The organism is Robertmurraya beringensis (assembly GCF_042433785.1).
Classification (GTDB): Bacteria; Bacillota; Bacilli; order Bacillales; family Cytobacillaceae; genus Robertmurraya_A; species Robertmurraya_A beringensis.
Genome location: NZ_JBHLUU010000122.1, coordinates 21,726 through 45,765 on the forward strand (window position 1 = coordinate 21,726; position 24,040 = coordinate 45,765).

Genomic DNA, 24,040 nt, shown 5'->3' on the forward strand with positions numbered 1-24,040 from the left:
AGGGATTATCATGACACATAAAAATAATAAAATCCCCTTTAATGAAGATAATTATACCCACAATATCAATCGGAACAATGAAAGAAAGCTAGACCGTAGAGGATTTATGAAGACTTTGGTTGGAGCAGCTGGTGTATTTGCTGTATCATCTCTTCCGTGGGGAGGGGTGGCAGCTAAGGAGTTGTTGGGACTAGGAAACAAGGAATATCCTCACAAAAAGATTGTTGATATAAAAAGTATTCCTGTTGGTCATTCCGTGGATTTTAAGTTCCCAGGTGAACATGACGATGCCATACTAATTCGATTAACCGAAACAAAATATGTTGCTTATCAAAATGCATGTACTCACCTTCGTTGTCCAGTATTTTGGGAAAAGGAAAAAGGGGAAATGCTTTGCCCTTGCCATCATGGGAAGTTTGATGTGGAAACAGGAGCACCAACTGCCGGTCCTCCTCGTAGACCATTACCTGAAATTGAAGTGAAAATAGAGAAAGACGCAGTATATGCAGTGAAGGTGAAACGTTATGAAGTGTAATTTCAATTTTGCTGCCCTATTAGTCATTCTTATGTTAAATATTGTATTTACACAAAAAATGGTGCACCAGTATTATTTTGAGAACTATGTAACTGCCATTATTTATTGTTTCTTAAATCTAATCTTATTCCCTATTGCTATTTTTATTTACAAACAAGATCAAAAGAAGGCGTGATTACCAATGAATTCTGAAACCTACTTAGACTTCTGTTTTGTAAGAGAGCATGCTGGAGAATTCTCTAATCTCATTGATCAATTGTTAACTGAATTGTTTAAAGGAATGCGTGTGAATTGGTATCTGGATGAAAAAGTAGCTGATGGAGCAGATGTCGTTGTTGCAGAGATCAAAGGAATGACTCGATTTCAGTCAGAGGAAGAAGTCATAGAGCATATCGAGACACACGCACAAGATGAGTTCTGGTGTTATCTCCAAGGTTTTAAAATGTTTGTTTATCCTAATGGGAAAGGATGTGGGAGCAGCTGTGCAGGGCATTAATATGGAGGATCTAAAAATCTTTGTCAATCAAACGGTTGAACTTTCTATCCAAGATTATGCTGGAGAAGAACAGGCAGCACCATTTATAAGAAAATCATTAGTTAAAGTGGGAATATGCCCTGACGAAACACATGTGAGAATCTACTTTGATGACAAAAATTTCTTTGCTATTCCTAGAACTTCTCAAGTCACGGTTAGTGAAAAGGAATGGGTAGCGTTTGATGAAGCTAGTAAACTATATTATGTAATTAGAAAGGTTTGATAAACATGAGTAAAGGTAGAATCACTCATTGGAATCCGGAAGATGAACAGTTCTGGAAAAAAGAAGGTAAAAGACACGCCAAAAGAAACTTATTAATCTCCGTTCCATCGTTAATGATGGCATTTGTTGTATGGCAAATATGGTCGGTTGTGGCAGTACGCTTAAATGATGTAGGATTTAATTTCACCCCTGAACAGCTGTTTACTCTTGCTGCTATGCCTGGACTAGTGGGTGCAACTCTCAGATTTGTTTATACGTTCGCAGTAGGTAAGTTTGGAGGAAGAAACTGGACCGTATTTTCTACGGCTATACTAGCTATACCCGCAGTTGGTATTGGATTTGCTGTACAAAATCCTGACACACCATATACCACAATGCTCATCCTTGCTGCTTTATGTGGACTTGGTGGTGGTAACTTCTCCTCTTCTTCAGCGAATATGAGTTTCTTTTTCCCGAAAAAAGAAAAAGGAACTGCACTTGGTATTAACGGTGGACTAGGAAATATGGGTGTATCAGTTGTTCAATTCGTGACTCCTCTCATTATTGCATCTGGAACATTCGCTTTAATAGGTGGAAGTCAAACATTGCCAACTGGGGAAAGTGTTTGGATTCAAAATGCAGCTTTCATTTGGGTCATTCCGATTGCGATTTTAACGGTTGCTGCTTGGTTTGGGATGGATAATATTCCAACGGCAACTCAATCAGTAAAGGATCAATTTATTATCGTTAAGCGTAAGCACACTTGGATTATGACGGTTTTATATGTTGCTACTTTCGGTTCCTTTATCGGGTATTCTGCAGCATTTCCTTTACTACTAAAATCTCAATTTCCAGAACATGTTGGTTTAGCATTTCTAGGAGCATTTTTAGCAGCAGCCGCAAGACCTGTTGGTGGCTGGATTTCCGATAAATTAGGTGGAGCTCTTGTCACTGCTTGGGTTCTTGTAGTTATGGCAATTGGGGCTTCAGGAGTTATCTACTTTACAAACGATAAAATGTTTACAGGATTCCTAGCATCGTTCCTTATTCTATTTATTGCTGCTGGTTTAGGTTCTGGTTCGACATTCCAGATGATTCCAGATATCTTTCCTGTAAAAGAAGCAGCTCCAGTACTAGGATTTACTGCTGCATTTGCAGCCTATGGTTCATTCTTTATACCAAAACTTTTCGGTTGGTCAGTTAATCAGTTTGGAACACCAGTAAATGCGTTTTATTTCTTTATCGCGTTTTATGTGATATCCATTGCATTAAACTGGTTCTACTATCAACGTTCTTCTGTAAGCACAACACCTTCGAAAAATGTAGCATAATCAAGGCATATGCCCCATCGTTTGTTTTCATACAATGATGGGGTATGTGTCTATCTATATTTATAGGTTAGGGGGAAGTACCTAATGAAAAATTCACCGACGAAAAATCAAATTAGCTCATACATTATCCAATCACAAGAAGAAGAAATTAAACGTATTGCACTTGAGCTTCATGAAGGTGTTGGGCAAACCCTCTATAGTATGTATACTGGGCTTCAATTTATTGAACAGACCTTAAACAGTTCAAATCTGAAATCATATGTGAATGAAATGAGTGAATTACTTGAAAAAACAATACAGGAAGTTCGACTTTTGTCAGTAGAGCTTCATCCTCCTACGTTAACAACACTTGGGTTAGTACCAGCAATGAAAAGCTATTTACGGATGTTTACGTCAACCTACGGAATATTAGTCGACCTCGATATTGAGGGAGAGGAGCCGAATTTGGCAGAACCGCATAAAATATCCCTTTTTCGAGTATGTCAAGAGGCGTTAGGGAATGTAGCAAAATATGCGGACACGCATTTTGTGCAGCTCGATTTCTCATTTGGAGAAGAAAAATTAAAAATGACAATAAAGGACAATGGAAAAGGTTTTAATGTTGAAAATGAAATGCAGCGTTCAAGTGGATTAGCTGCAATGCAAGAGCGTATAAATTTAATTGGGGGCCAATGCGTGATAACTTCTGAAATAGGGGTAGGGACTACAATTGATGTTCTTTTACCGCTATAATAAAAGGATATAAGGATGATCCTTTTAAGAAGTCATGGGGGGGGGCTTACCTTGATTAAAATAATTTTATGTGATGATCATGCTGTCGTTAGAATGGGATTAAAAATGCTTTTAAGCAACCATCGAGAAATGGAAGTGGTAGGAGAGGCATCTGAGGGAAACGAAGGGATTCAGTTAGCCCAAGAGCTAAAGCCAGATGTTGTCGTAATGGACTTAAGCATGCCACACGGCAAGGATGGGCTATCAGCGACATCAGAGCTAAAAAAGCTTCTGCCAAACGTACAAATCCTTATTTTAACGATGCATGATGATGAAGAGTATTTATTTCGGGCGATTCAAGCGGGTGCTTCAGGATGTATTTTGAAAAGCGCACCACATGATGAATTGTTAGGAGCCATAAAAATGGTTGCAAAAGGTGATGCGTACTTACATCCATCGGCCACGAAAAGGCTAATGGAAGAGTATATCGACAGCGCAAAACAAGGGAATCATGATACATTTAGTCTTCTTTCTGATAGAGAAAGAGAAGTATTAACTTTAATTGCAAAGGGTTATGCCAATAAAGAAATTGCAGAAAAATTGACCATTTCTGTTAAAACAGTTGAAACACATAAAGGAAATCTTATGGAAAAGCTCCAGATGAAAACTAGACCTGAACTAGTTGCATTTGCACTTAAAAAAGGCTTGCTAGGCTATGGAATGTAAAGGATGTATTCAATGGATATGGATAACTTGTACAATCAGACATACATGAAACAGGCTTGCGAACAGCTTCAAGAAACGATTGAATGTGACTTTGTTGGTTTAGCTTTTCAAGAGAGCAAAGGACCGAATATTGGCTGGAAATTTGCTTCCGGGAATAGCAATGATAAATATGAAAGAATCACCTTAAGGTATGGGAAAGGAATTGCCGGTAGGGTGCTATCTACCGGAAGACCCATGGAGATAAAATATTTTCCACAGAATATACTAGGAAAAGCTTTAGAGTATCCTATCCTGTTAGCAGAAAAACTGATTTATGCTTATGCTTTACCTATACTAATCAATGGCATACCTAAAGGTGTATTGCTTGTAGGATTTAGGTCGGAAACATGCATCAGTGACGATGAAAAAAAGTTAGTTGAAAAAGCTGCAAACGATCTTATAAAATTTCTAACAATGGAAAAGTTGTGAAAGAATTCTAGAGGGAGGCTATAGAGTTGAAGGATCAATCGAGGATCATCACCGAAAATCATCACTCACCTAATCCTCTTAATGAACTATCTGAAGAACTACAAAAATCTGTTCAAGAATTAACGGATTTCAAATTTGCACTAGACTCCTCATCTATCGTAGCAATTACAGATGCTAAAGGTCGTATTACGTATGTAAATGATAAGTTTTCTCTAATTTCTAAGTACTCTAGGGAAGAACTGATCGGTTCAGATCATCGAATTATTAATTCAGGCTTTCATCCGAAGTCCTTCTTTAAAGACCTATGGAAAACCATATCATCTGGTGAAGTATGGAATGGAGAAATAAAAAATCGTGCAAAAGATGGTACATATTATTGGGTAGACACGACCATTGTTCCATTTCTAGGTGCAAATGGAAAGCCGTATCAGTATTTAGCAATCCGTCATGAGGTCACAGAAAGAAAAAAAGTAGAAGAAGAGTTACAAAGTATGATGACAAAGATCATCGAGGTACAAGAAGACGAAAGAAAAAGGCTCTCAAGAAATCTTCATGATGGGATCGGGCAAAATCTGTATAGTCATTTAATTTCAATAAATATTTTACAATCGCAACTAGAGCACCCCTTACTTGATATACTTCAAAAAGAAGCAACCGAACTTATTGAAGAAGTCAGAAAAATATCCCAAGAATTAAGACCGTCTGTGCTCGATGACCTTGGTCTATTACCTGCCATTCGTTCCTATTTAACTCGTTTTTCAGAGAATTACCAGATTGATGTTCAATTTGATTGCTTTTTACAACAGCGGCTTTCATCGAATAAGGAAATTACTATTTATCGTATTCTTCAGGAAGCATTGATCAATATTCAAAAATATGCAAATGCGGAGCAAGTTTCCATTATTATTCGGGAGATAGAGCAAGAGGTTCGAGTGATTATTGAAGATAATGGACAAGGATTTGATCCTTCAAACGTTACTAGGGGAGTTGGATTATTTAGTATGGAGGAACGTGCCCGTGCGGTAAAAGGGGAAGTTCATATTCATTCCTCTCCTGGTAAAGGGACAAAGATTGTTTTAGAAATTCCATTATAAAAAGATTGACAAAATTAAGGAAAATAACATAAAATTAGTATATAAATTTTATAATATCTCCTAAAGGGGAGTAGCTTTTACAGCAGAGTCGTCACTTCAGAGGAAACTCTCGGCTTTGTTGGCAACACATATTTCTGTTGTTAGCAAGACCTTTACCAAATGGTAAAGGTCTTTATTTATGGTCTTTACCTCCAAGGTAAGGTCCATTTTTATTTTATTGATAATAGGATAAGGATAAGGGTAACTAAAAAATATTGAGGGGATTGGAAAACGATGATTTTGAGAAAGTATATGTCATTATTAGGAATTGGATCAGCTACGATAGACTTAAAGCTGGATCATACAAAGTTTCAACCAGGGGAGTGTGTCACTGGACATTTTCATATTCAAGGAGGAACGATTGAGCAGCAGTTAAAAAGAATTGAATGTGATTTAGTGATGAAGAATGAAGAGGAAAACCAAGAGGTAATCATTGAGAGCTCAACGATTTATACTACACAAATGATTGAATCTCAAGAACAAAATCAATTAAATTTCAGATTTACCTTACCAGATAAACTTGAAAAATCTTCTTCAACGATCAAGTATCGATTTAAAACTAAGATGATATTTGATGCAGGAGTAAAAAGTGAGGATCAAGATCTAATTCATATCCAGTAAGAGCTTTAGGAAGGGGAATCGAGTATGAAAAAAGCTTGGAGAAGAGTAGCATTTGTGGTCAAATTTTGGAGATTCTTACCCTTCATTAGAGAGTTTTATTTTTCACGAGATATATCATTCAAACATAAGGCCTGGCCAATAGCACTTATTATTGGTTATCTCTTATTGCCAATGGATGTGATTCCAGATATATTTGCCATTTTTGGGTTTACGGATGATTTATTATTCACAACCTTCATCCTACAAAGACTAGTCAAAACGGCTCCTCCATGGTTACAAGAAAAATACAATCTAAATGATAAAAAAATCATCTAAAACAAATTCCCCAGCTACAACTGGGGAATTTACCATTTATCGAAACCAACCCTTCCGTTTAAACCAAATATACATACCTCCCCCAATGATAAGCATAATGAAAAGTATAAGAAAGTATCCGTATTCCCACCTGAGTTCTGGCATATGTTCAAAATTCATTCCATATATCCCTGCGATAAAGGTAAGTGGCATGAAAATAGTTGTAATAACTGTAAGTACCTTCATTACTCGATTGGTTTGGTGGGAGTTATATGAAATATAGCTATCGCGTATATCAGCAGTGATTTCCCGGTTTGCATCAATCATTTCAGATAGTTTCAGCAAGTGATCATATATATCTGCAAAATACTCTTTTTTCCCTTGAATGGTTTCTAGTCTGTGCGAGTTTAACATTCGGTAAAGAAGATCTCGCATGGGAATAATCGTATGTCGTAGGCTTAATAAATCGTGTCTTGTCTCAAACAACTGATCAAGCAGTTTCTCCATTGATAAATGATTCGAATTGTCTTCTATGTCATTTAAAGTATCTTCAATCTCATATAAAAAGGAGAAATAATTGTCAACAATCTTATCGAGCACATAGTAGAACACTAAATAAGGATTCCAGTCCTTGATCTTGCGTGAATGAATTAATTGCTCCCAAACCTGATCAATCTCTGGTGACGGTAAATGGTGATAGGTAACTATAAATTGCTTTTCAACAAAAAAATTAATTTCTTCCTTTTCTAGGCTTCCCTCACCTAAGCGATGGGTAACATAAAAGGTATGCTGATCATAATAGTCCAGCTTAGGTCGCTGAAGCTTATTAACACAATCTTCAATAGCGAGGGGATGAAATTGCAAAGGGTCCTGTAAATAAATCGTTTCTTCCTCACTTGGCTGATTGAAATCAATCCAATACCAAATCCATTCGTTAGGATTAAAATGACGGAAACTAATATCTTTTATGGTAAAATCTTTTGTAATGCCAATCATACGAATCATAGGAATCTCCTGTTACAATAAGTATCTATAGAGTTTGGCAATTTTTCTTTAATAAGGCGGAGTGGACGAATGAAAAATTATGTTAATGTTATGGAGGAAATTGTAATCGCCTTAGTCACCATGTGTATGGTTGGACCTGATTATCAAACATTTTGTAAATGTGATAAATGTAGAAATGATGTTATCGCACTTAGTTTAAACAACCTCCCTAGTCACTATGTAACAACAGAGGAAGGTAGAAAAATGGTATATGAAACACTTAACACAATAGAGAATCGAAAATGGATTAATAAAAAAATTATCTCAGCCATTCACGTTGTTGGAAAGTATCCGAAACACTAAACACACAATTGTTGAAGATCGCTAAAACGGAGGAAGAGATGCTTTTCCTAAAGGAATCACTTGCAGAGTAAGGAAGCGCACGGATAAATTGCGCTTCTTTTTTGTTATAAGAAGGGTTTTAAAATTACTCCTTTGTTTTTAAGCGTGGAAGAGATTATTTTTGCCATTTCAACGGCTTTGTTCCCGTCACCATGTAAGCAAATAGAGTCTGCCTGTAGTGGAATCTCACTCCCTGTAATGGTTTTTACCCTCTTTTCAAGAACAAGCTGAAGCACTTGATGTATGGATGTATTTTCGTCGCTAATGACGGCACCTTCCATATGCCTTGGAGCAAGTGTACCGTTTTCCAAGTATGCTCGGTCGGCAAACACCTCATTCACGGTTTTAAGACCCAATTTTCTTCCTGCTTCAATTAATTTACTTCCGCTTAATCCATACAAGTATAAGTCAGGATTCACCCGGTAGACAGCTTCTACAACAGCCTCAGAGAGTGTCGCATCCTCAGCGCATAAATTATATAAGGCCCCATGAGGTTTTACATGTCGTAATACACCACCCTCGGATTTGACAAATGCATCTAATGCACCGATTTGATATATAACATCATGATAGGCATCCTTTGGAGAGATTTGTATATTTCTCCGACCAAATCCTCTTAAATCAGCTAAGCCTGGGTGCGCTCCTATAGATACCCCATTCGTTAAGGATAATAAAACAGCTTCTCTCATAGTAATTGGGTCGCCTGCATGAAAACCGCAAGCGATATTAGCCGAAGTGATATATTTCATCATTTCTTGGTCATTTCCAAGCTTATATACACCAAAGCTTTCGCCTAAATCACAATTCAGATCAACTTCCATGTTGAATCACTCCTTTTAATCCTTCTTTAATGATGGTCTTTTGAACCCGCATAAGATGATTCATCCTACCATATAATTTTTGGGATTCTTGTAAGGTGATCTCTTCAAAACTTACCATTTCTCCTGGTTTTTTTTGTGCTAGGTAAGGGAGGTCTGCGGATGCGATTTGTGCTATTTTCGGGTACCCTCCAGTTGTTTGTCTATCAGATAGAAGGATGATAGGTTGCCCGTTTGGAGGAACTTGAACAGATCCGTGTGCCACTCCTTCAGTAATAAGCTCCTTCTTTGTTTGTAATTGAAGAGGAGGTCCATTTAGTCGGATTCCCATTCGATTTGAATCTTTATTGATTTGATAGTCAGACGAGATAAACGCTTGGTGACTACTGTTAGTAAATAGGTCGAATTGCTTTCCTTTTGTAAATCGTACTTTTCTATTTTCCGTCACATGATTATGTAATTCAGGGGAGAGCTTCCATTGGATACGATGTAATAAATAACTTGATGGAATCAATAATCGATCTTTAGCTTTTAAGGGTCTCCCATATTGTCCTCCGATTTTTGACCTGATATCTGTACTTCTACTCCCGAATTTGGAAGGTGAATGGATACCTCCACTTACAGCAAGATACGCCCGACTACCGTTTCGAATAGTAGAAAATGAGAGAATATCTCCATTTGAAACCTGAAGAGTTCTTCCGTTATCTATTTTAATACCATTTAAAGTAGGGGATAGGTCTGCACCACATATTGAAATGACTGCTGAACATTGAAACAGTAGAGTAGGACCAATAAGGGTGATTTCAATCGTTGCTTCGTTTTCTTCATTGCCCACAAGCCAATTAGCAAGACGATGAGAGTAGAGGTCTAGCGCTCCTGAAGTGCCAAACCCCTTGGCTTGATAGTGGAACCGACCTAGATCTTGAATGGTTGTGAGGAGACCAGGCTTAAGGACAGTTATACTCATGTGATACCTCCAGTTGGTCATACTGCTTAGCTGTTATCGGATAAAAACGGATCATATCTCCTGGAGCAAATAATGTAGGCTCCTTCTTTTCAGGATCATAAATTCGAATCGGAGTCTGACCAATAATTTGCCAACCCCCAGGACTATCGGTCGGGTAAATTCCCGTTTGTTCACCAGCAATTCCAACAGAGCCAGCTTTCACTAGTGTTCTTGGATTTTCTTTTCTCGGCGTAGCGATTGCTTTAGATAGCCCACTTAAAAAAGGGAATCCTGGAGAAAAGCCGAGAAAGCTAACTTGATAGATTTGCTTTGTATGAAAATGTATGACTTCTTCCTCGGTTAGGTGGTGAACTTGCGCAACCTCTGTTAAATCCAAAGAAAAAGGAGGTTCATAGCATACTGGGATAAGAAAACAATTTCCATGTCCAGTGTCGGTTTTAATACCTTTTCTCAGTAATTCTTGAATAATCATTTTCATGTGCTGATATGGATAATCTGATTTTATGAAAGAAGGTTCATAATGAAGCGTTAAGCTTGTGTACGCAGGAACTAAAGCGATCATTCCTGGTACTGTCTGTTTTAAGAGTAAATGATACGCGGAGTGGACGAATTCATTTGCGCTATCACTTAACCCTGTTGCATGGAATTCGATCATTAGTGCCATATCACCTAAAGGAGTAATTGAAAAATCCATCGAATCACCTATTCTTTTCGTCATTACTTTTATTGTAGTAGAAAAATAGGAAAAAAAACATAAAAAAGTGTTTAGCTTGTTAGGCTAAACACTTTTTGCGATTACCTTAAAACATTGAAGTAACGGGCTTCCGGATGTGAAAATACCATGGCTGTAACAGAAGCTTCAGGCTCCATCATAAAACCTTCTGTTAATTGAATGCCTATTTCCTCAGGCTTCAGAAGCGAGAATAGCCTTGCTTGATCTTCAAGATCTGGACAAGCTGGGTATCCAAAGGAAAAACGTTGACCTGTATATTTAGCCGAGAATCGATCTTTCATCGTCATACTAACCGGATCTGGGAATCCCCATTGGTCACGCATGAGGCGATGAATAAACTCTGCAAATCCTTCAGCAGTTTCTAACGCTAAAGCTTGAAGAGCGTGGTTTTCCAAGAACTTACCAGCCTTTTTTAATTCTTCAGCAGCCTGACGAATCCCTGTGCCAGCAGTTACTGCAAAGAAACCGACATAATCCATTTCACCAGAGTCAACAGATTTAACATAATCTGCTAAGCACAAATGTGGTTCTGATTCCTGACGAGGGAATGTAAAGGTTTCAATAATTTCTGAATAATTTTCAGGATTATAGATATAAATACTCTCATCTTTTGATTGAGCAGGATAAAATTGATAAACTGCTTGGGGTTTAATCCAACCCTTTTGCTTGGCTTCTGCTTTAAGCTCATCAACTACATTTTTTACTTTCCAAGCTTTTTCATCTTGAGCTGCTAATAGTTTTTCGATTGTTCCTTTAACCCCTAAATGATGACCAATAAGCATTTGTTCATTAATATATGGCTCAATATGGGCAAGGGAATATTGTCGTAAAATATGTCTTTTAACGTCCTTTGGAACTTGAATGATAAAATCTTGTTTGGTTTTTGAGCGAACCTTAACGGCAGTAGCTGTCGCTGTTGAAGAACTAGTATCAGTGATTGTACTAGCTAAACGCTCTTGTTTTTCTGCATGTTCGATCTCTAACTTTTTCAGCTCTTCTTCATCTTGAAGCTGGTTGGCAAGACTTAAACCATTCATTGCATCTTTAGCGTACAATACTAAACCATCGTACTCTTTAGAAATTTTTGTGTCAGTGAATTTTCTTGATAATGCTGCACCACCAACTAAAATCGGAATATCTATTCCTGCTTGTTTCATGTCCTGAGCAGTTAGAACCATTTGTTGAGCGGACTTTACTAATAACCCTGATAATCCAACAATGTCGGGATTTTCCTTTTTAATGGATTCGATTAATGTAGTTGGGGTAACTTTTATACCTAAATCAACCACATCATATCCGTTATTGCTTAATATAATATCCACCAAGTTTTTACCGATATCATGAACATCGCCTTTTACAGTAGCAAGAATTACTTTTCCTTTTGATGAAGAGGTATCTCCTGCTTCCATATGTGGTTCTAAGAAGGAAACGGAGGCTTTCATTACTTCTGCACTTTGGAGTACCTCTGCTACGATCAATTGATTGTCATTGAATAGACGACCTACTTCTTTCATACCATCCATTAATGGACCGTTAATGATGTCAAGTGGGGTAGGGTAGGTGGATAAAGCTAGTTCTAAGTCAGGGATTAACCCTTCTTTTGTACCCTCAACAATATAGTAAGCGAGTCGCTCCTCTAATGTCATATCAGGTAGTGTGCTCTTAGCTTCTTTTTTCTTTTCTCGGTAAAAATCTGTGAAAACAGCTAATGTTTCATCGTTAGTATGGAAAAGAAGATCTTCTGCCAATTTTACTTCCTCAGGTGGAATACTTGCAAAACGTTCGAGTTTTTCTGTATTTACGATCGCGTAATCCAATCCAGCAACCGTACAGTGATACAGGAATACAGAGTTCAACACTTCACGTCCGACAGGTGGAAGACCGAAGGATACATTACTGATCCCCAATATTGTTTGAGTTTCAGGCATCGTCTCTTTAATCATTCGGATTCCGTCAACGGTTGCTTTTGCAGATCCAATATATTGTTCATCTCCAGTACCAACAGGGAAGACAAGTGGATCAAAAATTATATCCTGAGGAGGAACACCATATTTATTCACTAGTAGATCATAAGATCTTTTCGCTACCTCTAGTTTTTTCTCGGCAGTGACACCCATTCCTTTTTCATCAATGGTCCCGACAACAATTGCAGCACCGTATTTGTGAATGAGCTTAGAAACCGATTCAAATTTTTCTTCTCCATCTTCAAGGTTAATGGAGTTGATAATAGCCTTTCCTTGAGAATAACTAAGTGCCTTCTCTAGAACGTTATCATCCGTTGAATCGATAACTAAAGGAACCTTTACCTTTTTAACAACTTCCTGAATAAAGTTCTCCATATCAACGATTTCGTCTCGGTCGGGATCTGCCAAGCAGATGTCGATAACGTGAGCACCGTTTTTCACTTGAGCACGTGCAATTTCTGAAGCTTCCTCAATCTTTCCTTCGCTAATCAATCTTTTAAACTTTCTTGACCCGATAACATTTGTTCGTTCCCCAACCATGATTGGTCGTAAAGTTGGATCATCGTATACAAATGGCTCAATGCCTGAAACCATGTGGGCATGGTTCTCAATTCGTTGGCGAGGCTTGTATTTCTTCATCTCATCAGAAATAGCTTTAATATGTTCAGGCGTTGTTCCACAGCAACCACCAACAATATTAATCCAGCCTTCAGCAGCAAAGTTACCAAGCTTTTTTGCTAGCAAATCAGGTGTTTCATGATAATGACCTTCTTCATCAGGTAAACCAGCGTTAGGATAACAACTGATTGCAGAGTTTGATAGGGAGGAAAGGGAACGAATATGATCCTGCATGAACTCTGGTCCTGTTGCACAATTTAGTCCAACTGCTATAGGGTTCATATGTTGAATGGAAATATAAAAGGCTTCAATGGATTGACCAGCAAGCGTTGTTCCCATCGGTTCTATCGTCCCAGAAATCATAATAGGGAGTTTTTTGTTTCGAAGGTCAAAGGCTCTCTGTATTCCTAAAAATCCAGCTTTTACATTTAACAAGTCCTGACTAGTTTCTAGAAGTAGTAAATCAACATCCCCATCAAGAAGACCGAGTACCTGCTCCTCATATGTTTCAACTAAAGCAGAAAAGGTTGTTCCGCCTGTTACACTTAATGTTTTGGTTGTAGGACCAAGGGAACCTGCGACAAAGCGTGGCCACTCAGGTGTAGAAATTTGATCCTTTGCTTTTTTGGCTAGCTTGGCAGCGACCACATTTATTTCATACGCTTTAGAACCTAAATCGTATTCATCCAATACTAGACTAGTTGCACCGAATGTATTGGTTTCTATAATATCGGCTCCTGCACGTAGGTACTCTAGGTGAATTTTTTCAATCACATTTGGAGCGGTGAGGTTCAAAATTTCATTACAACCCTCATACTCCTCTCCACCAAAATCCTTAGCTGTTAATGCTTCTTGTTGGAGCATCGTACCCATCGCACCATCCATGATGAGAATTCGTTTATTTAGTTGTTCATTTAACGATGCTGTTTGCATTCAGCTTCCTCCTTAACACTTGGCTGTTTATCGTATTTGTATAGGTAGCGAGCTGTGCGGTCAATTCATAGCGCATAAAAGGAGTAATTAAATAAATTCCATTAAACAATTCAGAAGCTGCGTCAATCAATGACTTAGTAATTGAAATTCCTTCCTTAGCTGACTGAACAGGATCATCTTTTAAAGAAGCCATTAGCTCTCTAATAGAATCAGAAATTTTTATTCCAGGTACTTCGTTATGAAGAAACTCCGCATTTTTACTCGATGTTAGTGGCATTAACCCAATGTAAATAGGTTGAGAAATATGCCTAGTTGCATTGTAAATCTCTATCAGTTTTCCCTCTGAATACACTGGTTGAGTGATGAAGTAATCTGCTCCGTACTTTGCTTTCTTTTCCAGTCGTAAAACAGCTTTATCAATATATTTTACATTTGGATTAAATGCGGCAGCAACTGAAAATACCCCTTTTTCCCCTAAATCCTTGCCAGTAGGGGACAGACCTTCATTAAACTGCTTAATCATGCTAATGAGTTCAAATGAAGATACATCATATACAGATGACGCACCCGGAAAATCACCGACACGGGCAGGGTCGCCTGTAATAGCTAATATATCATGTAATCCTAGGGTATGAAGGCCCATAAGATGAGATTGAAGACCAATAATATTTCGATCACGACAAGTAATGTGAACAAGTGGTCGTAAGCCAATATTTGTTTTTGTCAATTGAGCCAAGCTTGTATTACAGATTCTTGGAGATGCTAGGGAATTATCAGCTAATGTAATAGCATCAACACCAGCTTCCTTAAGTGCTTGTGCTCCTTCAAAAAATTTCTTTGTGTTCAGCTTACGAGGTGGGTCCAATTCTACAATGACGGATGATCTTTCTTTAACAATATCCTGGAGAGGACGTTCTGTACGCTTTGGTTGTACAGGTTTCACTTGAACCACTTCTTTTTTTACTTCCACTTGCTTTTCCGTCACCGGTAAAGTCCCTTTTAGCTCTGAAGCAAAGGCCGCAATATGAGCTGGAGTCGTACCACAGCATCCTCCTAAAAGACGAACACCTTGAGCTCTGAATTCCAGTGCGCTTTTTCGGAAATAATCTGCATCTCCTTCATAATGGAATTTTCCATCAGTATACGTAGGAAGACTAGCATTTGGGTAAGCGGATAAAAGTGCTGTTTTAGGTAATTCAACTTGTTCCAAGCTTTCAAGCATATGATGGGGACCAAGTCGACAGTTCACACCCACTACATCCGCACCAAGACTCTCTAAACGTAAGAGGGCTTCATTAATGGGCATTCGGTTTTGCATAATACCAGGGACCTGCATGGAAACTTGAGCAATTATAGGTAAATTTGTTTCCTTTCTTGCATATGGAAGGACCGCTTCCATTTCATCAAAGTCGTAGTAGGTTTCAAGTAACAGACCATCAATGTCTTCGTCCAATAGGTAATGTAACTGCTGTGAGAAGCTTTGGACAATTTCCTCTATAGAGAAGGAGTTCGGGCGGATTCCGCGGTTCCCACCAATCGTACCTACAACAAAGCTCTCATTTGTAATGGCTTGTTTTGCAATTTTTACAGCAGCTCGATTAATTTTATCAACAGAATCTTCCAGTCCATATCTTTGCAGTTTTAAGGAGTTGGCAGCATAGGTATTTGTTTGAATAACATCCGCTCCTGCACGCAGGTAGGCTTTATGAATGTTTAAAATATCATCCGGATGCGACAAGTTTAACTCTTCAAAACAACTGTCCGTTCCATAAGAGTAGAGAAGGGTACCCATTGCACCATCACCAATGACAATGTCTTTTTTCAGTTTATTTAAGAGGTTCATCTTACTATCTCTCCTTGATTTTTGGCTGCTATTGTTTCAAGTGCCACAGAAAAATCCTTGATGATATCATCTGGATGTTCCAATCCAACAGAAAGGCGAAGGAGACTTTGACTGATTCCTCTTTTTAAGCGTTGCTCAATCGGCATTGCCGCATGTGACATTTTCGCTGGGTAAGAGAGGATCGATTCAACAGCGCCTAAACTAACAGCAAATACGGGAATCTCTGTTAATTCAACGAATTGTTTTACGGCTTCTTCACTTTCAAGTTCAAACGAAAGAACGGCTCCGGCACCTTCTGATTGTTCTTTTTGTATTTCGTACTGTGGATGGTCAGTAAGTCCAGGGTAGTAAACTTTTTTCACAGAAGGATGGTTCTGTAGGAAGTTGGCTATTTGTAAGGCAGATTTTATGGAAAAATTCATCCTAACCGATAGTGTCTTTATTCCTCGTAAAACTAACCAAGCATCTTGAACACCTAAAACAGCGCCAAAAGAATTTTGCAAAAATCCAATCTGTTTAGCAAGGTCAGAATCGTTTACAACAATCGCACCAGCAACTACATCACTATGTCCAGAAAGAAACTTCGTGGCACTATGAAGCACCACATCCGCACCAAGAAGTAATGGCTTTTGTAGAGCAGGTGTTAAAAATGTATTGTCAACAAAGGTTAAAGCTCCAACACTTTTCGCAATGTCACTGATGGCTCGAATATCTGTCACCTTTAAAAGGGGATTGGAAGGTGTTTCTACATAAAAAACCTTCGTATTCGGACGAATCGCTTGTTTTACGGCTGTAAGATCTGTCATATCAACAAAAGTGTGCTCAATTCCAAAACGTGAAAGGACTTCCGTTACCATTCTGTATGTCCCACCATACACGTCTTCCGTAATCACTACATGGTCTCCTTGAGAGAGAAGAAGAAAAGCAGTCGAAATGGCTGCCATACCTGATGAAAAGGCATATCCGTTTGTACCTTCTTCAAGGTTAGCAATGACTGTTTCAAATGCTTCACGAGTTGGATTCGCGCTTCGACCATAGTCGTATTTTCCAAACTCATCGACGCTGTGCTGATGAAAGGTGGATGCATGTTGAATAGGAACGGATACAGCACCGTTAGTAGGATCATATTTATGTTCATTATGAAGTAGTTTTGTTTCAAATGAAAAATTGTGTTCTATTGTCATTTTTTATGCCTCCGAACTTAAACGAGTAAGAGCTTGGTCAATATCTTTAATTAAATCCTCCACGTCCTCGATTCCGACAGAGAAACGAAGCAGGCGATTACAAACGCCAATTGAAAAACGAACTTCTTCCGGAATATCCGCATGTGTCTGTGTAGCTGGGTATGTAATGAAGCTTTCTACACCCCCAAGACTTTCAGCAAACGTAATAAGGTTGAGATTTTGTAAGAATGAATTAACCCACTCTTCTTTTTTAATTCGGAAGGAAAGCATTCCGCCACGGCCAGGGTAAAGAACATCTACCACGTTTTCATGAGTCTTTAAAAAGCTTGCAAGCTCTCTTGCATTTGTTTCATGCTGTTTCATTCTAAGCGCTAAAGTCTTCATCCCACGAATAAGGAGCCAAGAGTCAAACGGACTTAAAACTGCTCCAATAGAGTTGTGGTGGAATCCAAGCTGTTCACAAACTTCTTTTCCTTTTCCAACGATCAAGCCAGCTAGCACATCATTATGCCCACCTAAGTATTTGGTAGCGCTATGAATGACAATGTCAGCTCCAAGCTCGATCGGTCTTTGAAGTAATGGAGTATAAAATGTATTGTCGACAATTAATAAAATATTATATTTTTTCGCTAGCTCAGCAACCGCTTGAATATCCGTTTCTTCCATCAATGGATTGGTTGGTGTTTCAATGAAGATAGCTTTTGTTTTCTCAGTAATGGCTTGTTCGATAATGCTTACGTCATGAGTTTGTACATACGTACTCGTAAGTCCCCATTTTTTAAAGCCTTGTTCTAAGATTCGATAGGTTCCACCGTATAAGTCCCTTGATACGATCCATTCATCACCAGATTCAAAGATTGCAAGAATCGTAGTGATAGCAGCCATTCCAGAACTACAGGCAAATCCTTGATCACCGCCTTCTAAATCAGCAATTGCCGCCTCTACAAGTTTTCTTGTTGGATTGCCTGTGCGAATATAATCAAAGCCTGTTGATTGGCCAATTCCTTCGTGTCGATAAGCTGTCGAAAAGTAAACAGGTGGATTTACTGTTCCCGTTTGAGTTTCACTTCTGTTCCCGATCTGCGCTACCTTAGTTTCATTTTTGTACATTCTAGTCTCTCCCAACATCCTAATAATAAAAAAAAGTCTTCTCTCTAAGAAGAAGACTTTGTTATCAACATGAGCCATTCTTCTTATCTTCCAAGTAAAATACTTGCTGGAATTAGCACCTTTTCAAAAAATTGATGGTTGCTGAGGCTTCATAGGGCCAGACCCTCGACCTCTCTTGATAAGAAATCAAAACATTTAATTTTTTCTAACTTTACTACAGTAAATTGCTAAGTGTCAATCTTTTTTACAAATTTACGACAATATTCTTCGCAATTTCCTAAAATTTACTATATGAATATTCAGAACATTTAATATATAATGGGTTTGAGAACAAAAAGTGGAGGGAAATTCATGCAAACGAAAAGCAGATGTCATCATCGGTATATGTTGAATGAAGACACCTTTTTTGTTACCGAAGATGGAATTGAATTATTTATTTTAGGTGAGAGTCTTCAAGGTTATTTTGTAGGTGGTCACGTGGATTTTCCTCTTGAAATGAGAGAAATAAATGAATCAGCTCAAAAGGAGAAACGACTCTCCAGTCAACCCCCGCAACAACTGTACTTAAATATGATCAATCAGTTATAGACGGGGAAACCCCGTCTTCTTTATTTTGTACAATACATAAAACCACCAGCTTATAGAAGCCGGTGGTTGTGTCCTACGATTTAATTGTCGGTTTTAAGTTTCTTTTCTCAATTTCCTTCTTCAAAAACTTCGCCCATTCTTTATTTTCACCTGACTTCAATGCATTCCGATACGAGACAACTAACATTTCATTACTCATAATCTTCATTTAAAAGCCTCCTTAAAATGGACTGAATTTTCTAGCTTTTTATAATTGTATCGGGTTTCAATCCATTTGAAAACCCAAAACTCCATATTTTTTGCCATAAAATTATTAATATTCTGTTACAGGATTTTCACGTAATGATTTTTTTCATGATAAAATATGGTAAATAGTTTGTATGATGGGGGAGAAGGATGGATACGATCACACTTTTTGTTTATGGAACTTTACGCAAACATGAAACGAATCACGGATTAATCAGGGAAGCTACGTGCATAGCTGAACAGGCATGGGTTAATGGTGAGCTTTTTGATACAGGTAACGGTTATCCTACTCTAGAACTAAATAATTCCGGTAAGGTGCATGGTGAGTTATATGAAGTTAGTAAAAATCTTTTACCTCTCCTTGACGCATTGGAGGATTTTGAAGAGGGGAGAGAGTCTAATTTGTATGACAGAACAAATGTTACTGTTCATACGGATAAAGGCACTAAAGGTGCGCTTGTGTATGTGAATGTGGATGAATCCAGCAAGAACGAAAAAATCACACATGGAGATTGGAAATTACATAGATTCATGGAAAATCCTCCTGAACAAGTATACTACTTTGCGTATGGATCATGTATGGATGATGAGCGATTCCGAAAGGCGGGCGTGGATCACTGTTTTAAAAACCTCGTCGGTGCTGCCGTTTTAAAGGGATACTCTATGAAATACCTTTTCAGAGTAAGTGATGGAGGAAGAGCAGATATTGTGGAAGATGGTGGTGAAACCGAGGGATTAGTTTACTTAACTCCATATGAAGGGGTTGATTATTTATTTGTGAGAGAGGGGTTTTATGGAGGATGGTATCGCCCTACCTTTGTGGATGTGGACATCGATGGGGAAACGTTAAAGGATGTTTTGACATTCCATGTTTATAACAAAATGCCCGAATTGTCACCACCAGACCATTATTCTACTGAAATTCTTAGAGGGGCAAAAGGAAGATTGAGTGATAGTTATTATCAATATTTACTAACGGAACTTGATCGTCTAAAAAAGTCGAGCCATAGTTAATTTTTTATTGTACATCGGTTTAATACGAGTATCCATTGTGGTAAACACTTACTATCACCAACTTAAGAAAGTGGGTCAGAACATGAGTGGAAATAGAGACAATGGCTATTATGAGCTGGTGTATAATAATCGACAATACAACTATTTAGAGTTTATTAGGTTAGATACCATATGTGAAATCAGTTATATCACTTTAAAAAATATAATAACAGGCGAATTTTTCACCTTTGAAGAAAACCAAGTCCGAAAAGTGACAAAAAGGAATTTTCGAATTAGATCTTTTAGGAAGCAGTTTTTAGAAAAAGTTGCTAAGTAGTTACTTACTTTCTATAATAAGATAGATAATGTAAAAGGAGTGACTGTAGTGATTCATCTAAAATGGTCTGAGTCAGAAACAATAAAAAAGGTAACTTGTGTTCACACAAAAGCTGAAAAATATATCGTCGACAATAAATTAACAACAGGAAACGTGTACGAAGTAAAAAATGAAACAGAAGAATTTTACTTTATAATAGATAATAGTGGGAAAGTTGGCGGCTATTACAAAGATTATTTCAAAGAAGCTTAACATCGGACTACATAATACTGTTAGCATGGTAGCTAACAGTATTTTCTTTTATTTGTCATTTTTTAAATAATAGGGTGGATGTTATGAGGTTATTATTCATAGGGCTTGGTGGCTCCATTGGAAGTGTGTTGAGATATAGTATTTACTACAATATGCTAGCCATCAATGGCGGCTGGTTACCATTTTTAGGAACACTGCTTGCCAATTTGTTAGGAGCATTTGCACTTGGCTGGTTTACTTCAAGACTGCTGCTATCAAAGAAACTCCCTGAAGATTTAGCAGCTGCTATTGGGACGGGGTTAATTGGTTCTTTTACGACTTTCTCTACCTTAAGTGTAGAGCTTAGCTCGCTTTTACAGGAGGGACAATATCTACTAGCCATATGTTATGTATTTATTAGTATGATAGGTGGCCTGGTCTGTGCATTCGGCGGCTTCCGAGTCGGGCAGAGAAGGGTGGTTGTTCAATGAATTACATTCTAATTGCTGTAGGTGGGTTTATAGGAGCAAATGCTAGATATATAATTGGTTTACTTGCGAAAAAGTACATAAACGTTTCCATACCTATCGGCACGCTGTTTATAAATGCAATAGGTTCATTACTTTTAGGTTTGTTGGTAGGTAAAGGGATAAGAGGAGACGTATACTCCTTTTTAGGGGTTGGATTTATGGGTGCTTTTACTACATTTTCTACATTCAAACTTGAACTGGTACAGCTTTGGCAATCAAAAGAACATAAAGCATTCGTCGTATATTTGATATTGAGCTACGGTTTAGGGATGGTCCTAGCTTCAATTGGATTTATGCTCGCATAAAAAAGGTCTGCTCTAATTAGAGCAGACCTTTTAGCTATGCTTTTTCTGTGTTAGCTGTAAGTGATGGTGCAGGTGTTTGATATAATTTTTTTCCTATTAGTGTTTGAATAATAAGGAAAGTCCCCCCAACTGCCCAATAGAGCGGTAAAGCAGCAGGTGCATTAAGTGAGAACATGACAATCATAATTGGAGAAAGGAGACCCATGAACTTCATTTGTTTTTGTTGATCTCCACTTATGTTAGACATAGACACTTTGAATTGTAGATAGTATACAATACCAGCAATTGCAGTAATCCAAATATCCGACTCACCTAAGTTGAACCATAAAAATGAGTGGGTGGCAATTTCATGAGAACCCCGAATCGCGTAGTAGAACCCCATCAAAATTGGCATTTGAATGAGCATGGGTAGACAACCCATCGCTAACGGATTTACTCCGTGTTTTTGGTATAAACCCATCATTTCTTGCTGCAGCTTTTGTTGCTCTTTGCTATCTTTTGTATTCTTTATTTTTGCTTGGATCGTATCTAATTCAGGCTTGAGTGCCTCCATTTTCTCTTTCATCTGCTGCTGACTTTTGTACTGCTTAAGCATAAGTGGCATAAGTAGAAGTCGGACAATTAATGTAAGAAATATAATGGATAAACCGAAGCTGCCGTTAAAAATCATTGCAATGGCATGAATGGCGGTTGAAAAGGTGTTTACAAATACTGTTTGAAAAAATTCACTCATGTATCTTTCCTCCATATCTCTTTGTTTTATCTGGATGAAGGAGGAAAGAAACTATCTGTATCATCACTGCCTGCTACTTTTCGTCTAATGTACCGACATATCCAGACGAGAGCAGGGTGTTGATGGTGAACATTTGCCCGATTATAGAAAATTTGATTCTTCTCCGAGCTAAGATCTGTCGAGGAACAGACAGTGTCAAGAAAGTGATACTCTATATTCCAGATCCAAATCAATCGAAGGATTAAGCTGATCACGACAGATGCATAAATGGTATAAAGTGTTGAAAAATTTGTTAAGTCAAAGAGAATCTCATCCATCGAAATCACCTCACTTCTTTTGAATGTTCTCCTTATAAGTATAGTAAATCATAAACTCATACGCAAATTCGAAGATAATAAGGATTTATTTTGACAATTTACCTAAAATCGTGACATTTAAAGGTAGTTTCGCTATGATAAGTTAAAATGCATTTTTGAAGTTAAGGAGAATTTAGTAATGAAACGTGACTATCCAGACGATAGCTTGACCTTACATACGGATTTGTACCAAATCAATATGGCAGAAACTTATTGGGAGGATGGGATACACAACAAGAAAGCAGTATTTGACTTATATTTTAGAAATTTGCCTTTTGGAAATGGCTATGCTATTTTTGCAGGCTTAGAAAAAGTCATTGATTACATAAGAGGATTTCGTTTTTCAGATAGCGATATTGAATATTTAAGAGAAGTTGCTCATTATAAGGAAGACTTTCTTGATTATTTAAAAACGTTAACCTTTACAGGGAATATTCGTTCCATGGTCGAAGGGGAAATTGCTTTTGGAAATGAGCCGTTATTAAGAGTGGAAGCTCCATTAGCAGAGGCTCAGCTAATTGAAACGGCACTTCTTAATATTATAAATTATCAAACGTTAATTGCAACGAAGGCGTCGAGGATTAAACAAGTGATCGGTGATGGAGTGGGAATGGAGTTTGGTACTAGAAGGGCTCAAGAAATGGATGCGGCTATTTGGGGTACAAGAGCAGCTTATATTGGAGGTTTCCAGGCTACCTCTAATGTTCGTGCAGGAAAGATGTTTGGCATACCAGTAGCTGGCACCCATGCTCACTCTTTGGTCCAAGCATATAAAGATGAGTATATTGCTTTTCATAAATACGCTCGTAGACATAAGGACTGTGTGTTTTTAGTAGATACATACGACACACTACGATCAGGTGTACCAAATGCGATAAAGGTTGCTAAGGAACTTGGTGATAAAATTAATTTTCTTGGTATTCGTCTCGATAGTGGAGACCTTGCGTATCTCTCAAAAAAAGCTCGTGAAATGCTTGATAATGCTGGTTTCTCGGAGACAAAAATTATTGCCTCAAACGATCTTGATGAGTACACCATCATTAACTTAAAAGCTCAGGGAGCTATGATTGATACGTGGGGAGTAGGTACAAAGTTAATCACTGCATATGACCAAGCCGCATTAGGTGCTGTTTATAAGCTCGTGGCCATTGAGGGTGAGAATGGAGAGCTTGTTGATACAATTAAAATTAGTGGTAATCCTGAAAAGGTATCTACCCCTGGTCTAAAGAGGGTATACCGGATTATTAATAATGAAAACCATAAATCTGAAGGCGATTATATTACGATGGATGAGGAACATCCGGAAGCAGAGTCTAGAATTAAAATGTTTCATCCCGTTCACACCTATATTAGTAAATTCATTACGAATTTCACAGCAAAGGACCTTCACGAGGATATCTTTATTAACGGAGAGCAAGTATATGAGGTACCAAGTTTGGTTGAAATGCAAAATTATGCAAAAGAAAATCTCAAACTGCTTTGGGAGGAGTATACAAGAGCGCTAAACCCAGAGGAATACCCAGTGGACTTGAGTCAAAAATGTTGGGATAACAAAATGAGAAATATAGCAGAGGTTAAGGCGAATATTAAATCTCAAAATATAAGATAA

General features: G+C 37.9%; 29 protein-coding genes and 1 riboswitch. Of the genes, 18 read left to right on the top strand and 11 right to left on the bottom strand.

Annotated elements, in window-relative coordinates; translation table 11 throughout:
* The first annotated feature begins 10 nt into the window (after nt 1-10).
* The 11 genes from ACFFHF_RS20005 to ACFFHF_RS20055 all read left to right on the top strand — a co-directional run bounded on the left by ACFFHF_RS20005 (nt 11) and on the right by ACFFHF_RS20055 (nt 6,577).
* On the top strand, nt 11-535 hold the full coding sequence (locus ACFFHF_RS20005; RefSeq protein ID WP_160547026.1) for a QcrA and Rieske domain-containing protein: 525 nt from the start codon (nt 11-13) through the stop codon (nt 533-535).
* Nucleotides 525-710 carry a hypothetical protein gene (locus tag ACFFHF_RS20010; protein WP_340904129.1) on the top strand — a complete coding sequence of 62 codons (186 nt, stop codon included), beginning with the start codon at nt 525-527 and terminating at the stop codon, nt 708-710. The genes ACFFHF_RS20005 and ACFFHF_RS20010 overlap by 11 nt, the downstream gene beginning before the upstream one ends.
* A 6-nt stretch (nt 711-716) precedes the next feature.
* Nucleotides 717-1,031 (top strand): hypothetical protein, encoded by a 315-nt coding sequence (locus ACFFHF_RS20015; RefSeq protein ID WP_377058902.1) that lies wholly within the window; start codon nt 717-719, stop codon nt 1,029-1,031.
* 1 nt (nt 1,032) lies between these two features.
* Nucleotides 1,033-1,293 carry a hypothetical protein gene (locus ACFFHF_RS20020; RefSeq protein WP_340904127.1) on the top strand — a complete coding sequence of 87 codons (261 nt, stop codon included), beginning with the start codon at nt 1,033-1,035 and terminating at the stop codon, nt 1,291-1,293.
* A gap of 5 nt (nt 1,294-1,298) precedes the next feature.
* Nucleotides 1,299-2,603, top strand: a complete 1,305-nt coding sequence (locus ACFFHF_RS20025; RefSeq protein WP_160547028.1) for a NarK family nitrate/nitrite MFS transporter — start codon at nt 1,299-1,301, stop codon at nt 2,601-2,603.
* An 84-nt stretch (nt 2,604-2,687) separates the two neighbouring features.
* On the top strand, nt 2,688-3,335 hold the full coding sequence (locus ACFFHF_RS20030) for an ATP-binding protein (RefSeq protein WP_160547029.1): 648 nt from the start codon (nt 2,688-2,690) through the stop codon (nt 3,333-3,335).
* A gap of 51 nt (nt 3,336-3,386) precedes the next feature.
* Complete coding sequence (locus ACFFHF_RS20035; RefSeq protein ID WP_160547030.1) at nt 3,387-4,040, top strand: response regulator; 654 nt, start codon at nt 3,387-3,389, stop codon at nt 4,038-4,040.
* Nucleotides 4,041-4,052: 12 nt separating this feature from the next.
* Nucleotides 4,053-4,508: a GAF domain-containing protein gene (locus ACFFHF_RS20040; RefSeq protein ID WP_160547031.1), complete on the top strand. Its 456-nt coding sequence runs from the start codon at nt 4,053-4,055 to the stop codon at nt 4,506-4,508.
* Nucleotides 4,509-4,534: 26 nt separating this feature from the next.
* Nucleotides 4,535-5,602, top strand: a complete 1,068-nt coding sequence (locus ACFFHF_RS20045; RefSeq protein ID WP_160547032.1) for a PAS domain S-box protein — start codon at nt 4,535-4,537, stop codon at nt 5,600-5,602.
* Nucleotides 5,603-5,875: 273 nt separating this feature from the next.
* A complete protein-coding gene (locus tag ACFFHF_RS20050; RefSeq protein WP_119708694.1) occupies nt 5,876-6,262 on the top strand; it encodes a sporulation protein in 387 nt (128 codons plus the stop codon).
* 24 nt (nt 6,263-6,286) lie between these two features.
* Complete coding sequence (locus ACFFHF_RS20055; protein WP_160547033.1) at nt 6,287-6,577, top strand: DUF1232 domain-containing protein; 291 nt, start codon at nt 6,287-6,289, stop codon at nt 6,575-6,577.
* Between the two features lie 36 nt (nt 6,578-6,613).
* Here the strand turns inward: ACFFHF_RS20055 and corA are convergent, their stop codons facing one another.
* On the bottom strand, nt 6,614-7,561 hold the full coding sequence (gene corA / locus ACFFHF_RS20060) for a magnesium/cobalt transporter CorA (protein WP_160547034.1): 948 nt from the start codon (nt 7,559-7,561) through the stop codon (nt 6,614-6,616).
* Nucleotides 7,562-7,630: 69 nt separating this feature from the next.
* On the opposite strand from corA, the gene ACFFHF_RS20065 reads away from it, so the two are divergent.
* Complete coding sequence (locus ACFFHF_RS20065; RefSeq protein ID WP_340904120.1) at nt 7,631-7,903, top strand: late competence development ComFB family protein; 273 nt, start codon at nt 7,631-7,633, stop codon at nt 7,901-7,903.
* Between the two features lie 104 nt (nt 7,904-8,007).
* Here the strand turns inward: ACFFHF_RS20065 and ACFFHF_RS20070 are convergent, their stop codons facing one another.
* From ACFFHF_RS20070 to ACFFHF_RS20100, 7 genes are all read right to left on the bottom strand, one after another.
* Nucleotides 8,008-8,763: a 5-oxoprolinase subunit PxpA gene (locus ACFFHF_RS20070; protein ID WP_160547035.1), complete on the bottom strand. Its 756-nt coding sequence runs from the start codon at nt 8,761-8,763 to the stop codon at nt 8,008-8,010.
* The gene (locus ACFFHF_RS20075) at nt 8,753-9,727 is read right to left on the bottom strand and encodes a 5-oxoprolinase/urea amidolyase family protein (protein ID WP_160547036.1); all 975 of its coding nucleotides are present in this window, start codon (nt 9,725-9,727) and stop codon (nt 8,753-8,755) included. Before ACFFHF_RS20075 ends, ACFFHF_RS20070 begins: the two co-directional genes overlap by 11 nt.
* A complete protein-coding gene (gene pxpB, locus ACFFHF_RS20080; protein ID WP_160547037.1) occupies nt 9,708-10,421 on the bottom strand; it encodes a 5-oxoprolinase subunit PxpB in 714 nt (237 codons plus the stop codon). The genes ACFFHF_RS20075 and pxpB overlap by 20 nt, the downstream gene beginning before the upstream one ends.
* A 101-nt stretch (nt 10,422-10,522) precedes the next feature.
* On the bottom strand, nt 10,523-13,975 hold the full coding sequence (gene metH / locus ACFFHF_RS20085; RefSeq protein WP_160547038.1) for a methionine synthase: 3,453 nt from the start codon (nt 13,973-13,975) through the stop codon (nt 10,523-10,525).
* Nucleotides 13,953-15,818 (bottom strand): bifunctional homocysteine S-methyltransferase/methylenetetrahydrofolate reductase, encoded by a 1,866-nt coding sequence (locus tag ACFFHF_RS20090; RefSeq protein WP_377058903.1) that lies wholly within the window; start codon nt 15,816-15,818, stop codon nt 13,953-13,955. The genes metH and ACFFHF_RS20090 overlap by 23 nt, the downstream gene beginning before the upstream one ends.
* On the bottom strand, nt 15,815-17,002 hold the full coding sequence (gene metC, locus ACFFHF_RS20095; RefSeq protein WP_377058904.1) for a cystathionine beta-lyase: 1,188 nt from the start codon (nt 17,000-17,002) through the stop codon (nt 15,815-15,817). Before metC ends, ACFFHF_RS20090 begins: the two co-directional genes overlap by 4 nt.
* Nucleotides 17,003-17,005: 3 nt before the next feature.
* On the bottom strand, nt 17,006-18,112 hold the full coding sequence (locus ACFFHF_RS20100) for a methionine biosynthesis PLP-dependent protein (protein WP_160547041.1): 1,107 nt from the start codon (nt 18,110-18,112) through the stop codon (nt 17,006-17,008).
* An 80-nt stretch (nt 18,113-18,192) separates the two neighbouring features.
* A riboswitch (SAM riboswitch) is annotated at nt 18,193-18,297 on the bottom strand.
* Nucleotides 18,298-18,463: 166 nt separating this feature from the next.
* Between ACFFHF_RS20100 and ACFFHF_RS20105 the strand changes: the two genes are divergently transcribed.
* The gene (locus tag ACFFHF_RS20105) at nt 18,464-18,700 is read left to right on the top strand and encodes a hypothetical protein (RefSeq protein ID WP_160547042.1); all 237 of its coding nucleotides are present in this window, start codon (nt 18,464-18,466) and stop codon (nt 18,698-18,700) included.
* Between the two features lie 73 nt (nt 18,701-18,773).
* Here ACFFHF_RS20105 and sda read toward each other — a convergent pair whose 3' ends face one another.
* Complete coding sequence (gene sda, locus ACFFHF_RS20110; protein ID WP_160547043.1) at nt 18,774-18,908, bottom strand: sporulation histidine kinase inhibitor Sda; 135 nt, start codon at nt 18,906-18,908, stop codon at nt 18,774-18,776.
* Between the two features lie 188 nt (nt 18,909-19,096).
* Here sda and ACFFHF_RS20115 point away from each other — a divergent pair, with 188 nt between their 5' ends.
* The 4 genes from ACFFHF_RS20115 (at nt 19,097) to crcB (ACFFHF_RS20130) (ending at nt 21,342) form a co-directional block, all read left to right on the top strand.
* Complete coding sequence (locus tag ACFFHF_RS20115; protein WP_160547044.1) at nt 19,097-19,960, top strand: gamma-glutamylcyclotransferase; 864 nt, start codon at nt 19,097-19,099, stop codon at nt 19,958-19,960.
* Nucleotides 19,961-20,324: 364 nt separating this feature from the next.
* Nucleotides 20,325-20,528 (top strand): DUF6501 family protein, encoded by a 204-nt coding sequence (locus ACFFHF_RS20120; RefSeq protein ID WP_340904115.1) that lies wholly within the window; start codon nt 20,325-20,327, stop codon nt 20,526-20,528.
* Between the two features lie 83 nt (nt 20,529-20,611).
* Nucleotides 20,612-20,998 (top strand): fluoride efflux transporter CrcB, encoded by a 387-nt coding sequence (gene crcB, locus ACFFHF_RS20125; protein ID WP_160547045.1) that lies wholly within the window; start codon nt 20,612-20,614, stop codon nt 20,996-20,998.
* A complete protein-coding gene (crcB, locus tag ACFFHF_RS20130) occupies nt 20,995-21,342 on the top strand; it encodes a fluoride efflux transporter CrcB (RefSeq protein WP_160547046.1) in 348 nt (115 codons plus the stop codon). The genes crcB (ACFFHF_RS20125) and crcB (ACFFHF_RS20130) overlap by 4 nt, the downstream gene beginning before the upstream one ends.
* Before the next feature lie 34 nt (nt 21,343-21,376).
* On the opposite strand, the gene yidC is transcribed toward crcB (ACFFHF_RS20130), so the two are convergent.
* Nucleotides 21,377-22,075 carry a membrane protein insertase YidC gene (gene yidC, locus ACFFHF_RS20135; RefSeq protein ID WP_340904112.1) on the bottom strand — a complete coding sequence of 233 codons (699 nt, stop codon included), beginning with the start codon at nt 22,073-22,075 and terminating at the stop codon, nt 21,377-21,379.
* Between the two features lie 26 nt (nt 22,076-22,101).
* Nucleotides 22,102-22,392: a hypothetical protein gene (locus tag ACFFHF_RS20140; protein ID WP_160547048.1), complete on the bottom strand. Its 291-nt coding sequence runs from the start codon at nt 22,390-22,392 to the stop codon at nt 22,102-22,104.
* 178 nt (nt 22,393-22,570) lie between these two features.
* On the opposite strand from ACFFHF_RS20140, the gene ACFFHF_RS20145 reads away from it, so the two are divergent.
* Nucleotides 22,571-24,040 carry a nicotinate phosphoribosyltransferase gene (locus tag ACFFHF_RS20145; protein ID WP_160547049.1) on the top strand — a complete coding sequence of 490 codons (1,470 nt, stop codon included), beginning with the start codon at nt 22,571-22,573 and terminating at the stop codon, nt 24,038-24,040.

Bases quoted from the DNA above. Each gene is read 5' to 3' on its own strand.
- ACFFHF_RS20075 (WP_160547036.1), bottom strand. From the start codon at position 9,727: ATGAGTATAACTGTCCTTAAGCCTGGTCTCCTCACAACCATTCAAGAT.
- ACFFHF_RS20115 (WP_160547044.1), top strand. From the start codon at position 19,097: ATGGATACGATCACACTTTTTGTTTATGGAACTTTACGCAAACATGAA.
- ACFFHF_RS20145 (WP_160547049.1), top strand. From the start codon at position 22,571: ATGAAACGTGACTATCCAGACGATAGCTTGACCTTACATACGGATTTG.
- ACFFHF_RS20030 (WP_160547029.1), top strand. From the start codon at position 2,688: ATGAAAAATTCACCGACGAAAAATCAAATTAGCTCATACATTATCCAA.
- ACFFHF_RS20105 (WP_160547042.1), top strand. From the start codon at position 18,464: ATGCAAACGAAAAGCAGATGTCATCATCGGTATATGTTGAATGAAGAC.
- ACFFHF_RS20050 (WP_119708694.1), top strand. From the start codon at position 5,876: ATGATTTTGAGAAAGTATATGTCATTATTAGGAATTGGATCAGCTACG.
- crcB (WP_160547045.1), top strand. From the start codon at position 20,612: ATGAGGTTATTATTCATAGGGCTTGGTGGCTCCATTGGAAGTGTGTTG.
- sda (WP_160547043.1), bottom strand. From the start codon at position 18,908: ATGAAGATTATGAGTAATGAAATGTTAGTTGTCTCGTATCGGAATGCA.
- ACFFHF_RS20070 (WP_160547035.1), bottom strand. From the start codon at position 8,763: ATGGAAGTTGATCTGAATTGTGATTTAGGCGAAAGCTTTGGTGTATAT.
- crcB (WP_160547046.1), top strand. From the start codon at position 20,995: ATGAATTACATTCTAATTGCTGTAGGTGGGTTTATAGGAGCAAATGCT.
- metC (WP_377058904.1), bottom strand. From the start codon at position 17,002: ATGACAATAGAACACAATTTTTCATTTGAAACAAAACTACTTCATAAT.
- ACFFHF_RS20100 (WP_160547041.1), bottom strand. From the start codon at position 18,112: ATGTACAAAAATGAAACTAAGGTAGCGCAGATCGGGAACAGAAGTGAA.
- ACFFHF_RS20010 (WP_340904129.1), top strand. From the start codon at position 525: ATGAAGTGTAATTTCAATTTTGCTGCCCTATTAGTCATTCTTATGTTA.
- ACFFHF_RS20055 (WP_160547033.1), top strand. From the start codon at position 6,287: ATGAAAAAAGCTTGGAGAAGAGTAGCATTTGTGGTCAAATTTTGGAGA.
- ACFFHF_RS20065 (WP_340904120.1), top strand. From the start codon at position 7,631: ATGAAAAATTATGTTAATGTTATGGAGGAAATTGTAATCGCCTTAGTC.
- ACFFHF_RS20015 (WP_377058902.1), top strand. From the start codon at position 717: ATGAATTCTGAAACCTACTTAGACTTCTGTTTTGTAAGAGAGCATGCT.
- metH (WP_160547038.1), bottom strand. From the start codon at position 13,975: ATGCAAACAGCATCGTTAAATGAACAACTAAATAAACGAATTCTCATC.
- ACFFHF_RS20020 (WP_340904127.1), top strand. From the start codon at position 1,033: ATGGAGGATCTAAAAATCTTTGTCAATCAAACGGTTGAACTTTCTATC.
- pxpB (WP_160547037.1), bottom strand. From the start codon at position 10,421: ATGGATTTTTCAATTACTCCTTTAGGTGATATGGCACTAATGATCGAA.
- corA (WP_160547034.1), bottom strand. From the start codon at position 7,561: ATGATTCGTATGATTGGCATTACAAAAGATTTTACCATAAAAGATATT.
- yidC (WP_340904112.1), bottom strand. From the start codon at position 22,075: ATGAGTGAATTTTTTCAAACAGTATTTGTAAACACCTTTTCAACCGCC.
- ACFFHF_RS20040 (WP_160547031.1), top strand. From the start codon at position 4,053: ATGGATATGGATAACTTGTACAATCAGACATACATGAAACAGGCTTGC.
- ACFFHF_RS20140 (WP_160547048.1), bottom strand. From the start codon at position 22,392: ATGGATGAGATTCTCTTTGACTTAACAAATTTTTCAACACTTTATACC.
- ACFFHF_RS20090 (WP_377058903.1), bottom strand. From the start codon at position 15,818: ATGAACCTCTTAAATAAACTGAAAAAAGACATTGTCATTGGTGATGGT.
- ACFFHF_RS20025 (WP_160547028.1), top strand. From the start codon at position 1,299: ATGAGTAAAGGTAGAATCACTCATTGGAATCCGGAAGATGAACAGTTC.
- ACFFHF_RS20005 (WP_160547026.1), top strand. From the start codon at position 11: ATGACACATAAAAATAATAAAATCCCCTTTAATGAAGATAATTATACC.